Source organism: Halocatena marina (assembly GCF_023276375.1).
GTDB lineage: Archaea > Halobacteriota > Halobacteria > Halobacteriales > Haloarculaceae > Halocatena > Halocatena marina.
Window position 1 is genome coordinate 839,349 of sequence record NZ_JALLPK010000001.1, and the last position, 11,927, is coordinate 851,275.

The window sequence follows — 11,927 nt, forward strand, 5'->3', positions numbered from 1 at the left end:
TCGTTTCCTCCTAGTTAGATGTTCCCTCTCTCTTGTCTTCCACTTTTTGTCTGTCTGTAGCTCCGTTTCTCGTAGTTCGCCTCATACTCTCAGTCAGTGTTCCCAGATGTTTTGCTGATCGATCGCACACTCCCTGAGCGTAAGAATGAAATAAGTGTGTATCGACGCTTCGCCATGACGAATCAGGATTCGGCTGTTCGACGGCGGAAGATTCTGTGGTCATCGATCGGTATTGGTGGCTTTTCAGTAACTGGTTGGACGTATTTCAACGTCGGGTTCGTGCCGAGTTTCCTCCCGTTACTCATTGGGATCGTCGCGCTCCGGCGTCTTTTTGCGATCGAGATGGCAGAGTCACCAACCGAAGACGCTCTCACCGATCGATACGATGTCGATTCCGAACAAGAGTACACCGACGACGAGCAAGTCGATATTCTCTCAGAAGTGAAAGGTGAGTTCACGCAGAAAGGACGCATTTGGGCCGTTCTCGGTGCCAGTGCGGGGATTATCGGTGTTGTCGCAACTTCCCAGTCGCTGGCGTTGATGGTTGTCTGCATCGCGGTTACTGTCTACTGCCTCGTCCGGTATGTCCGGATTCGTCGATTGCTCAGAACGCTTGATACACGAATCGACGAACTCGTGGGCTAATCCGTGCTGTCTCTCACCCAAACTACACTGTCGGTGTCGTGTTCAGAGCAGTTGCGTGACGATGACGCCAATCCAGAGCACAGTCAACGCTGCGAGGACAATTAGAATCCGGTACTCGTCTGGTTCGGTAACGATATCCATGCATGAGTATCTCTACACCGATGAGTAAATAGTTTGGGAAACGATTTGTATTCGATACCATCGAACGGGCTGACTGCGTCCGAGAGTATCAGAACGTCATTAGCCCGAGATATTCGATGATCGAGATGATTCCAGAGAACGTCAGGAAGAGTCCCGACACGACGAGCGCAGCGTAATAGAGGTTGTTGCCTCGAAGCTCGGCGGGCAGTGCCGTCTTTTCTGCCCAAATCATACCGAAACACCACAATCCACAGCCGAAAACACCACCGAGAATCGAGGCCGGCGTGACGATTGCGACGGCACTCAGATCCGACCACATCAAGACAAGACCCAAACCACCACAGTAGATAAATGTCAGCGTCCGGGCGAGGTTCAAATTGTTCTTCTCTAAGTCACGAACGCGCGAGGAAAATGGTCGGAACGACATGAGCCACGTCCACGTGTACCCTTCCCACGTCGCGTACATCGTCCCGAAAATAGCGAAGAAGACGCCAATCTGCCACAATATATCGAGACCGGGTGCGATGTCGGTGAACCACATTGCTTGGTACGTATAGAGGTTGAATCCAGATGGGATGCGTTCTGTCGCGTTGAGACTCTGTGCGCCAAGCACCATCGCGGTAGCGGTGAAGAAAGTGATAGCGAGGAACGACAGTGTTACGTCGATCTGGGGAGCTTTCAACCACGAACGTCCACGACGGATATTGCTCTCATCGGTATCGATCGGCACCGTTTGCCCGGGTGCGAGTTCTCGAACGAGATCCTCGACATCGTCGGCATCCGAACGGCTGAATATCCCCCAGTTACGTTGCTTCGTGTAACCGACGTATCCAATGTAATCGTAGATACCGCCACCGACGGCTCCCATGTACGTCACCACTTCGACCCAAACAGAGCGAGCGGCAACCTCGGGGTATTTTTGATGTACGAACGGAGCATAATCACTCGGAAGCATCGGAATAAGACCACCCATCACCTTGCCGAGTGGTGGCTGTGTGGCGATCGCCAAAACCGCGATCGCAGCCGAAAGAAACGCTACGATTACTACCTGTGCTCGCTCAACGGCTTCGTACCCACCCAACAGATCGAGTCCGAACGTAACGACGATCATGATCGTACCGAGAGCGGCTGCCGTGGTGTTGTTCACCGGCAGCCCGAGTACCCACGCGGTGATCTGACCGAGCATCTTTGCGAGCCCACCAACCCACGATGGAAACGCCAGCAGGGCGAGAAAGCCCATCAGAAGCGTAAACCATCCACGCGGTCCCGGCAGCTTCGCCCACCGGGACATGATGTTCTCACCTGCAAGTGTCCGATAACGGACGCCGGAGTAGGTCATGACGCCCTTTACGAATCCCGCCCACACGAGGGCCCAGATGATCGAGAAGCCAAAAATCGCACCTCCACGCGGGGCGAATAGCGTCTCACCGGAACCAAGCGTCATCGACGCGACGATCGCTCCCGGTCCGAAATAGAGGAGCAATTTCCGCCAGTTCCGTGATCCCGGCTGTAGCTCCTCGGGTGGCTCCGGATACGTTATCTCCTCTTTCTCGTACTGTTCGTCTGTTGTCGGTGGATCGGCATCCGGTACCGATTCTCCTTTGGACTGGTTCGTCTTAGCACACATCCACTTTCACATCCAACTGCACACCGATTCTAAACGATTGTACTAATATATATCGGTTTATGATTATCTTAGTAATGTCTAATAGGCTGCCATCCGTCCCCGGACCGCAGCCTGCGGTCGGTAATCGTCTGACTGGATGATGTAAATTCAATTTATTGACGTGATATCGCGAACAATTTCACGAAGCGTATGTACCAAATCAGTCTGAAAGAAGACATATGTATCTCATACGTTTTATTTCTGTGTCATACGATCGATTTGCTCTGAATTTCAATACAATCGAAACGAGTATCAGTCATCGAGACGCTCTGGCAGTCTGTCGTCTACATTGCTCGTATCCTCACGGGTGATGGACTCTCAAATCAGCGGTTCTGTAGACAAAGCACTTTCTCCGTACGCTTCGAGAACAGTCCATCGGATAATGGTGAAAGCATACATTTATCAGAGCTACTCGAATGCTTGGACGTATGGGTTCACCCACGATCACCCGTATCGAAAGCATCGAATTCGGGTATCCGCTCGAAGACACCGGCTACGACGAACACGGATTCAATCTCGTCTACGATCCCGGAAGCCAGACCGAACGGAAGCTCTTTGGAATCCGGATCCACACCGACGAGGGGATCACCGGAGAGTACGTTGGTGGGAACTCCCCCGGTGCGGCGCAGATCAACATGTTTGCGAATTATCTCATCGGGAAGAATCCACTCCAGCGCGAGCGCCACTGGAGCGAAATCAAGCGCGCGCTCCGGAAGTACGATCGAATGGGTATCGGACCGATCGATATCGCACTCTGGGATATCGCCGGGAAGCACTATGACGCGCCGATTCACGAACTGCTGGGGACTTACCGCGAGCGAATCCCTGCTTATGCTTCGACCTACCACGGCGACGAAAATGGGGGACTCGACTCCCCGGATGCATTCGGGGAGTTCGCTGAAGACTGCCTCGATATGGGCTATGGCGGGTTCAAAATACACGGATGGGGTGGCTCTGACGCCTCACGAAATCTCGATCGTGAAGTTGCGGCGATCCTCGAAGTCGGAGAGCGTGTTGGCGACGAAATGGATCTCATGTGCGATCCTGCCTGCGAATACGAGACATTTGCTGATGCACTCAAAGTCGGGCGTGCCTGTGATGAGGCAGGATTCTTCTGGTATGAGGATCCATACCGTGATGGTGGAATCTCCCAACACGGTCATCGAAAGCTCGCTCAGAAGCTCGATACCCCGATTCTCCAAACCGAACACGTCCGTGGGTTAGAGCCTCACACGGATTTCCTCGTGAACGAGGCGACGGACTTCCTCCGGGCCGATCCCGAGTACGACGCAGGCATTACCGGAGCGATGAAGATTGCACGCGTCGCAGAGGGCTTCGGCGTCGATGTCGAATTCCATGCTCCGGGACCTGCACAACGTCACTGTATCGCGGCAACACGAAACTCGAACTACTACGAACTGGCCCTCGTCCACCCTGACTGTCAGAACACGCAACCGCCTGTCTATTCCGGTGGTTACTCCGATATGATCGACACCATCGACGAGAACGGAACTGTCGCCGTTCCAGACGGCCCCGGATTGGGTGTTGAGTACGACTGGGAGTATATCGAAGACCACCAGACGGGAAGCGTTCACGTCTACGAGTGATCGGCTGTCTGGCCTCAGCAGATCGTTTTTGCTGACTGCCCAGCATAGTGCTACTCGTGTGAGTGAGAGAACAGTGGAAGAAAACGCACTCTGAGTATGGTTCTGTTTCGTTCTCTCGAACTGTCAGACAGAAACGACGCTGTTGTGCAGTGTTCCGATTTCGTCGATTTCGATGTCGACTTCATCTCCTTCTGAAAGAGTGAACTCTTCTTCAGGAACGAGTGACGTTCCCGTCAACAGCACCGCGAGTTCCGGTACCGGGTTAGACCGCGTGTAGTAGCTGGCGAGTTCGGAGCATTCATGAATCATCTGTGAGGTCGAAGTCGATTCATCGAAGGCTATTTCCCCGTCTCTTCTGATCTGCATGGTAATCGTCACGTCGTGGGGATCGGGAATGGAGTTCGTCGAAGCGATGCACGGACCGATCGAACAACACCGGTCGTACACCTTCGCTTGCGGGAGATACAGTGGATTTTCCCCTTCGATCGATCGGCTGCTCACATCGTTGCCGATGGTGTAGCCGACGATCTCTCCTCGGTAGAGCACGACAGCGAGTTCCGGTTCGGGAACGTCCCAGTCGGAATCGGATCGGACACCGACGGCTTCATTCGGTCCAACAGTTCGACTCGGTGTCGCCTTGAAGAAGATCTCCGGCCGCTCGCCTTCGTATACCCGGCGATAGACATCTGGCATGGCGCTTTCAGCTTGCCGTGCTTCTTCACTGATCTTGTAGGTGACCCCAGCAGCCCATATCTCGCTGGCTATTACCGGTGCGCCAACCGATTCTTTGCTGAGGTCGATTCGTTCGGCATCAGTGAGTATCCGTTCGGTAACGCTGTCAATGTCTTCTCCGATAGCGGACGCAGTCCGGACAAGATCTCGAAATGATGCGACTTCGCTTCGAGCATTCGTTACATCGTACACTGCATCGTCATCGCCGGCCGCCAGTCGAGACGTACGGCCGTCGGTTAGACGGTAATACCTCATGCTTCCAGCAATATATTCGACCCTAATACTATAACTGTACCGCCCTCCTCGATTGAAAATCGTTTCGAGCAGAGAGGTAGTACGCTTAAGGTCCTGCGGTTGGTTGAACGATGCATATGTCGATCCAATCATACGGAGTGATCGCCGAATGAGTAAGAACACGCCGGACGTGCTGGTGTTTCGGACGGGGGCTCACGGTATGTCGAGCGAGAAATATGCCGCAGAGCTGCGCGAGCGCCTTCCGAATCACACTATCGAATGCGCGCGCACTCCGCAAGAAGAACGCGAACTCATCGCCGACGTGACGGTGGCAACGGGACACCACTTCGACGCCGAGCTTTTAGAACACGCTTCGAATCTCGAACTGTTCGCCTGTGCGGCCGCTGGTGTTAACCACCTCCCATTAGAGGAACTTGAGAGTCGAGACATCGCGGTCACAAACGCTTCTGGTGTCCACGGACCGAACATCGCTGAACACGTCATCGGGAACATTCTCGTGTTCAGTCGGAACCTACACGAGGGATGGCGCCGCCAGCAACGCACCGAGTGGCGTCACTTTCGCGCCCATTCCCGCGAACTGATCGACTCGACAGTTACTGTCGTGGGGTTGGGCGCGATCGGCGAGGCAATCATCGACCGGCTAAAACCGTTTGGCTGTCATATTATTGGCGCTCGATACACGCCAGAAAAAGGTGGAGTCGGAGCCGATGAAGTCATTGGGTTCGATACTGGCGACTTTCACGATGCGCTCGCCAGAACGGACTATCTCGTCCTCGCGTGCCCGCTCACCGAGACGACGCGCGGATTGATCGATAGTGCTGCGTTCGATACACTCCCCCCCGAAGCCGTCGTCGTCAATATTGGACGTGGACCACTCATCGAGACGGATGCGTTGCTCAGTGCGATCAGAGGAAACAATATCCGTGGCGCAGCGCTCGATGTGACTGATCCAGAACCGCTCCCAGCGGATCACGAACTCTGGGGAATGGGGAATGTTCTCATCACACCACACAACGCTGGAGACACTGACCAGTACTACCCGCGTCTCGCTGATATAGTTACAGAGAATTTAACACAAATCGAGGCGACTGGCAACTACGACGAGATCAAGAACCGAGTGCTGTAGCGTCGAGAGGACAAGCACCGTAACACACGTGCCGACCTGCATCGGTTTTTCATACCTCCGAACGACAGCCGATCCAGATCGCCGCAATCGAAGCGTATTTTTGACGGTAGACAAACAGTTAGATATTGATTCATGTTTATGTCCGCCAATGAGAATGACCGGGCCGTCCTCGCACTGACGATGCTCGGCCACGCGACGGTTCATACATTTGAGTTGTCTATTCCACTGTTGCTCAGCGTTTGGATGACCGACTTCAACGTGACCGCTGCCACCATCGGTGGAATCGTCGCATTGGGATATTCGTTGTTCGGTCTCGGGGCACTCCCTGCAGGAATGCTGGCGGATGCATACGGTCGTCAGCCCGTCATCGTCGCTTGTCTTATCGGTATGGCCGGTTCATTCGTACTGGTGAGTCTCGCACCGAATCTCATCTGGCTCGCTGTCGGGCTTGCTCTCTGGGGTATCGCTGCAAGTGCGTACCATCCGGCTGGCTTATCACTCATCAGCACTGGCGTCACTCAGCAGGGGCGTGGATTCGCCTACCACGGAATGGCTGGAAACGTCGGCATCGCAATTGGACCACTCGCTGTCGCGTTTCTTCTGCTTGTGGTTGACTGGCGAACTGTGGCGCTCATTCTCGCTGTGCTCGCTGCGGTTACCGCGGTCGCCGGTTTCCGTCTACGGATCGATGAAACGAGCGGCGTACAGATGGATGGTGGCTTCGACAGCCCGACGACTGCAAGCGAGTTCGTCTTTTCCTCTCGAAAGCTGTTCGCTGGCGGATTCGCGTTCGTACTCGTACTCGTCATCCTTGAGGGTTTATTCTATCGCGGAATACTGACATTCCTTCCCGAATTGCTAGAAAACTTCATCAACGTACCGTCCCTCGTTGTCTCCGGGATTGCACCCTCACGGTACGTGTACGCCGGGTTCCTCATGATTGGTCTTGTCGGCCAGTATATCGGCGGGTGGCTTTCTGACCGAGAGGACAGCCAGCGGATGCTCGCTATCGCATACATCACAATGGCAGCAGCAGCGTTGCTGTTCGTTCCCGCAGCGAACGCAGGTTTCACTGCACTTCTCGTTACCAGCGGACTGATCAGCATCTTACTATTTGGCGAACAACCCCTTCTTCAAGCGACTGTCGCCGAATACTCTGATCCGTCGATCCGAGGGCTTTCCTACGGCTACATGTATCTCGGAACGTTCGGTGTCGGCGCACTCGGAGCTGCGGTGACTGGTTCGGTTCTCACCTACTCGAATCCATCTGTTCTGTTCGTCTTCCTCGCCAGCATTGCTTTCATTGCAGCCGTCACCACGTGGCTATTTCGGCGGTAAAATCGAGGCAGCACCCTGAATTGTCTGGTTATATTATCTACTCTTCTGTTGGATTGTTATGGCCGAAAAGAGTCAGTCACACCCCAATCAATTGGTCGAAAGGGTGACGTATCCATCAAAGTTCAGCACAATCTGCTGGGCGACGTCACCAAAGAGTGCCTTGCCGGTTGGCGAACGATGACGACCGAGAACGTAGATATGATCACAGCCCTGATCTGTTGCCGTATCGAGGACTGCGTGAGCACGCTCGTCATCGTCTATCGCTTTGGCAATACTCTTAAATCCAATTTCGTCTGGAAGAATCTCGCGTGCCGTGTCACTGGCCTCGTTTGCTGCAGCGTCGAGAACAGCACTGCTATCGTAGCTAACGTTTTCGACAGATCCAATCGATTCCAGCGTTTCGATGTCCGATTCGTATCTCTCCTCCGACATAAGTGTCAACAAAACGATCTCTGCATCCGCACCACTCGCGTGCTCTGCTGCCTCCCGAAGAAGGTCTCGGTGTGCTTCCGTTTGGTCGACGACCACCAATCCACAGTTCATGATTACTATTCTTTTCGAATACATTGATATAAAACCATCGAACAACGAATATGTCGTCAGTTAGCCCCTCAAACCGACGATTCATCGTTATAACATTGTCTCGACATCAGTGTTGCAGTGCCAATGTCTCGAATCGCGCGTTAGGTCGGTATTCAATGGCAGAATGATAAAAAATAATAGAATTATTGCATCATCTTTGTTGCATGGTTGTTTCGGTGAGTGAAACAGTTTGATCCGTCGTCAGATCTTCGTGCGGACAAATGCACTCTCTAAACCATGTCTGAATCCATCTATTAACCGGAACCTTCTCGGTGTCTCCCTCTGTGGATTTGGTATGACTCGGTATGATGCGCTCGTGATCGGTGAGAACAGCTTTCCATTCCACGCGTTTGATGAGATGGGACAACACATTGCGACAGCACTCGGTTCAGACGTTGACGCAACGTTGACAACAGAAAGAGAGACACTTGCGGATCTCTCATCTTATGATTGCGTCGTCGATTATCTGACCGATAGTACTCTCACCGACGCGGAACGCGATGGGCTCTTCTCATTCGTTCGCAATGGCGGTGGGTATCTCGGATTACACTGTGCGGCTGATCTTACAAGCATGTCAGACGGCTCGGGTGGTATCGAACCGCGTGAAGAGCCGTTTCCCGCGTTCCGAGAACTGCTCGGTGGGCACTTTATCGGCCATCCAGAGCAGTCGGCGTTCGGTGTCGAAATCGTTGATGACGAACATCCAATCACCGATGGTGTCGGTAACTTCGACGTGTATGATGAGCCGTACAGACTCACTTACGACGAACGTGAGCTTCGTGTGCTGGCTCGGATGAATCATCCTGAACTCGAATCGTATCCAGTCGTCTGGGTGCGTGAATATGGATCGGGTCGCGTCTGTTACGTTTCGCTCGGTCATACGGTCGAATCGCTTGAGAACGACACCGTTCAGCAACTTCTCAAGAGAGCAGTGCGATGGATTTCTACAGAGTAAGGGTCGCCGCCGACAGCACAGGAACACCGTTCACCCACTGTCGATAACTGTATTCACACAGATTGATCCAAGTCGGTTCTATTCGGTTTCACTCGGACTATCCTCCGCAGTAAAAACATACACAGCGCTTGAGGCTCGTTCAGACTTCGTCGAAGAGGGTCTCGCCACCGACCATGTGTTCTTCGACAGCATCGAGATCGAGCGTAATACCGAGCCCTGGCTTCTCTGTGATCTTCATTCGGCCGTTCTGGATCAGGTTGTCCTCTTCGATGAGATCCTCCCACCAACCGAGTTGGTATGAGTGGAATTCCACAGCGAGCGAGTTCGGGATGGCAGCGGCAACATGCGCAGAAGCAACTGTTCCGACCGGCGAAGCGACATTGTGCATCGCAACTGGGATGTAGTAGGTGTCAGCCATATCCGCGATTTTGCGTGTCTCACGCATACCACCGACACGTGGAAGATCTGGTGCGATGATGTCGACAGCCTGCTCTTCGAGGAGACGACGATGACCGTGTTTACGGTAGACGTTCTCTCCGACCGCAATCGGTGTCGTGGTCGACTGGGTAACCTGTCGTTGGCTGTCGTGATTCTCTGGTGGAATGGGGTCTTCGAGCCACCAGACGTCGTATTCTTCGAGCGCACTGGCTAATTGGTGTGCCGAACCAGTCGAAAATGACCAATGACAGTCAAAGGCGACGTCTGCACGATCGCCAACACGTTCGGTGACCTCACGGACGATATCGACCTTGTGGCGGATTTCTGGCCCACGTAGATGACGGTTTGCTCGGTCTTTCTCGTGACCCGATGGCACATCGAGGTCGAATTTGATTGCGTCGTAGCCGAGTTCGTTCACGACTCGTTCGGCCTCGCGGGCATTCGATGCTGGCTCGGACTCATCACCAGCGTGACAATCACAGTAAATTCGGACGCTGTCGCGGTACTTGCCCCCGAGCAACTGGTAGGCAGGTATTTCGAGGAGCTTGCCTACAAGATCGTGGAGCGCGATTTCGATCCCCGAAATGGCAGAGATAGTCTTCCCGGATATTGATCCTTCTCCCGACATCTTCTGAACGAGATGCTCGTAGAGACGGTCGATATCGAATGGCGTCTCACCGATGAGAAATGGAGCCATTCTATCGATGATGGCGTCGTCTCCACCACCCCAATAAGCTTCGCCGGTACCGACGACGCCTGCGTCGGTGTAGACTCGAACGAGGATCCACGGGTAGTTGCCATCGACCATCGTCGTTTGCACATCCGTGATCTTGACGTCCCGGTGACCGCTCTCGCTGGTCAGGCCCATCGTCCCCGATGAGAGATCTCGCATGGTGTATTCTGCGTTGGGATCGTGTAGCTTCCGATAATTCGGCATACGATCGATAGTTACTGTCTGGGTATATTATGCTTGGCGTTTCAGCAAACATCACACGATACAACGTTCCAGAGACGCTGTCCCGTGAGAAGAACGTTACCTTGGTCTCTCCCGATCAGGCATACAAAGCCGGTATCACCGAGCGAGACGTAGACAGAAACAACGTGTTATTACACTAACTAGTTGTTCTGTGAAACAACACGTACGTTCTCCAATACAGAATTTTGTTTCCCATAAGGAAAGTGTGCGCCAGTACGTGGTTCTTCGTCGTAGCCCTCCTGCGTCTCTGGCTGACAATCCGTGTCGAACAGACGTTACTGATGTACGTCTGTAATTCTCTGTTCTGTCTCTGGTCCGGAGTAAGTGAACCGCCCAGCGAATATATCACTGCTTGTCTGAGACCTTCTCACCATCGATTGTACTGATCACAACACAATCCGGAGTGGCCGAACTGGTTTGAATTCAGCAACGATACGCTGATGTGCTCGATACCGCCGTTGACTAAACGAACAAAGAATGTCGGTCTATCAGAATATATTCGAACGTCCGATATCGACGAGAACAGCGATGATGCGGACGAATCGACTGGTGGTTTCGTATCCTTCGAGTGTCGTCTTCTCGCTGTCGGCCGCAGTAGCTCACAGTAGAGCACCACGCGACACTGGTGTTTCACGTTGGTACCAACTGAACTGACTGACAGCCAGATCTATTGCAAAGCTTCTGTCCGGTACGGTTGAGCCAGAAACGAGCGAAAAACTGTCCGGGGAGTGCTGACAAACGGGATGTTCGGTATTGCCGGATAGTCTTATACTCGGATCTCCCGTATTGATGATGATCAAATCGAGTGGTGTGTACAGTACACTCTCTTTGCTCAGAAACGAAGTTAGTTGGGCGGAACTGAAACGTGATCGAGACAATTGCTTTACACGAACTGTCTGATATTATCGGATAAATATACGTAGTATGAAGTGTCCGCCACAGTTGACGTTCGAATGACTAATCGAATTCCCAGTGAAATCGACACGAGTGAGTATCATCGTAGTTGAGGCGCTTCAGCGTCTCGATGGAGCAGGCGTTTCAAAGGTTTCGAAATACCTTGAAACTCCCAAGAGTACCGTTCACGATCATCTTTGGACGCTTGAGCAACTGGCGCTGGTCGTCAACGAAGACGGAGTCTACAAGACTGGACCCCGGTTTCTGGATCGAGATTCCGCGACTGAACGTCGAAGGAAATCCTCGATACGGGATGTGGATCAAGAGCTGTTCGAACGTTTCTCTCGGTGATCTCTGGATGCCTCTCCCGACGGCTGAGAGCATCGGTCTCGGCATCCGCATCGATGACAGTGAGAGCAACGGTCGAACGGAACGTATCGCTCGATTACGCATACGTCGAGGAGTGTTCACACCACGCTGTCGAAACGCACGGTGTCGACGGGATCGACATCAGTGAGGGACGCACCAGAACACCGGTGGCTGCGGGCTGCTCCTGAACGATACATCTGGTG

At 53.2% G+C, this 11,927-nt stretch carries 12 protein-coding genes; 8 read left to right on the forward strand and 4 right to left on the reverse strand.

The genetic code is table 11. From position 1 onward, the window contains the following. Positions 1–174 precede the first annotated feature (174 nt). Positions 175–645, forward strand: coding sequence for a hypothetical protein (locus MW898_RS04060; RefSeq protein WP_248904774.1), 471 nt, complete (start codon positions 175–177; stop codon positions 643–645). Positions 646–874: 229 nt separating this feature from the next. Here the strand turns inward: MW898_RS04060 and MW898_RS04065 are convergent, their stop codons facing one another. Further along, positions 875–2,413: an Nramp family divalent metal transporter gene (locus MW898_RS04065; protein ID WP_248904775.1), complete on the reverse strand. Its 1,539-nt coding sequence runs from the start codon at positions 2,411–2,413 to the stop codon at positions 875–877. A 467-nt stretch (positions 2,414–2,880) separates the two neighbouring features. Here MW898_RS04065 and MW898_RS04070 point away from each other — a divergent pair, with 467 nt between their 5' ends. Then, positions 2,881–4,059, forward strand: coding sequence for a mandelate racemase family protein (locus tag MW898_RS04070; RefSeq protein ID WP_248904776.1), 1,179 nt, complete (start codon positions 2,881–2,883; stop codon positions 4,057–4,059). Positions 4,060–4,182: 123 nt separating this feature from the next. On the opposite strand, the gene MW898_RS04075 is transcribed toward MW898_RS04070, so the two are convergent. Next, on the reverse strand, positions 4,183–5,046 hold the full coding sequence (locus tag MW898_RS04075) for a fumarylacetoacetate hydrolase family protein (protein ID WP_248904777.1): 864 nt from the start codon (positions 5,044–5,046) through the stop codon (positions 4,183–4,185). 148 nt (positions 5,047–5,194) lie between these two features. Here MW898_RS04075 and MW898_RS04080 point away from each other — a divergent pair, with 148 nt between their 5' ends. Both MW898_RS04080 and MW898_RS04085 read left to right on the forward strand, forming a co-directional pair. Further along, a complete protein-coding gene (locus tag MW898_RS04080) occupies positions 5,195–6,172 on the forward strand; it encodes a D-2-hydroxyacid dehydrogenase (RefSeq protein WP_248904778.1) in 978 nt (325 codons plus the stop codon). A gap of 138 nt (positions 6,173–6,310) precedes the next feature. Continuing rightward, positions 6,311–7,510: an MFS transporter gene (locus MW898_RS04085; RefSeq protein WP_248904780.1), complete on the forward strand. Its 1,200-nt coding sequence runs from the start codon at positions 6,311–6,313 to the stop codon at positions 7,508–7,510. Between the two features lie 87 nt (positions 7,511–7,597). On the opposite strand, the gene MW898_RS04090 is transcribed toward MW898_RS04085, so the two are convergent. Beyond that, positions 7,598–8,053, reverse strand: a complete 456-nt coding sequence (locus tag MW898_RS04090) for a universal stress protein (RefSeq protein ID WP_248904781.1) — start codon at positions 8,051–8,053, stop codon at positions 7,598–7,600. A gap of 334 nt (positions 8,054–8,387) precedes the next feature. Here MW898_RS04090 and MW898_RS04095 point away from each other — a divergent pair, with 334 nt between their 5' ends. Continuing rightward, positions 8,388–9,047, forward strand: a complete 660-nt coding sequence (locus MW898_RS04095) for a ThuA domain-containing protein (protein ID WP_248904782.1) — start codon at positions 8,388–8,390, stop codon at positions 9,045–9,047. A 139-nt stretch (positions 9,048–9,186) separates the two neighbouring features. Here MW898_RS04095 and MW898_RS04100 read toward each other — a convergent pair whose 3' ends face one another. Beyond that, positions 9,187–10,422 (reverse strand): mandelate racemase/muconate lactonizing enzyme family protein, encoded by a 1,236-nt coding sequence (locus tag MW898_RS04100; RefSeq protein ID WP_248904783.1) that lies wholly within the window; start codon positions 10,420–10,422, stop codon positions 9,187–9,189. Between the two features lie 29 nt (positions 10,423–10,451). Here MW898_RS04100 and MW898_RS04105 point away from each other — a divergent pair, with 29 nt between their 5' ends. From MW898_RS04105 to MW898_RS04115, 3 genes are all read left to right on the forward strand, one after another. Further along, the gene (locus MW898_RS04105; protein WP_248904784.1) at positions 10,452–10,601 is read left to right on the forward strand and encodes a hypothetical protein; all 150 of its coding nucleotides are present in this window, start codon (positions 10,452–10,454) and stop codon (positions 10,599–10,601) included. Positions 10,602–11,448: 847 nt separating this feature from the next. After that, positions 11,449–11,706 (forward strand): helix-turn-helix domain-containing protein, encoded by a 258-nt coding sequence (locus MW898_RS04110; RefSeq protein ID WP_248904785.1) that lies wholly within the window; start codon positions 11,449–11,451, stop codon positions 11,704–11,706. Between the two features lie 53 nt (positions 11,707–11,759). Continuing rightward, complete coding sequence (locus MW898_RS04115) at positions 11,760–11,912, forward strand: hypothetical protein (RefSeq protein ID WP_248904786.1); 153 nt, start codon at positions 11,760–11,762, stop codon at positions 11,910–11,912. Positions 11,913–11,927 lie beyond the last annotated feature (15 nt).

Excerpts from the sequence above, each read along its gene's own strand:
- MW898_RS04060 (WP_248904774.1), top strand. The coding sequence starts at position 175 with ATGACGAATCAGGATTCGGCTGTTCGACGGCGGAAGATTCTGTGGTCA.
- MW898_RS04065 (WP_248904775.1), bottom strand. The coding sequence starts at position 2,413 with ATGTGTGCTAAGACGAACCAGTCCAAAGGAGAATCGGTACCGGATGCC.
- MW898_RS04070 (WP_248904776.1), top strand. The coding sequence starts at position 2,881 with ATGGGTTCACCCACGATCACCCGTATCGAAAGCATCGAATTCGGGTAT.
- MW898_RS04075 (WP_248904777.1), bottom strand. The coding sequence starts at position 5,046 with ATGAGGTATTACCGTCTAACCGACGGCCGTACGTCTCGACTGGCGGCC.
- MW898_RS04080 (WP_248904778.1), top strand. The coding sequence starts at position 5,195 with ATGAGTAAGAACACGCCGGACGTGCTGGTGTTTCGGACGGGGGCTCAC.
- MW898_RS04085 (WP_248904780.1), top strand. The coding sequence starts at position 6,311 with ATGTCCGCCAATGAGAATGACCGGGCCGTCCTCGCACTGACGATGCTC.
- MW898_RS04090 (WP_248904781.1), bottom strand. The coding sequence starts at position 8,053 with ATGAACTGTGGATTGGTGGTCGTCGACCAAACGGAAGCACACCGAGAC.
- MW898_RS04095 (WP_248904782.1), top strand. The coding sequence starts at position 8,388 with ATGACTCGGTATGATGCGCTCGTGATCGGTGAGAACAGCTTTCCATTC.
- MW898_RS04100 (WP_248904783.1), bottom strand. The coding sequence starts at position 10,422 with ATGCCGAATTATCGGAAGCTACACGATCCCAACGCAGAATACACCATG.
- MW898_RS04105 (WP_248904784.1), top strand. The coding sequence starts at position 10,452 with ATGCTTGGCGTTTCAGCAAACATCACACGATACAACGTTCCAGAGACG.
- MW898_RS04115 (WP_248904786.1), top strand. The coding sequence starts at position 11,760 with ATGACAGTGAGAGCAACGGTCGAACGGAACGTATCGCTCGATTACGCA.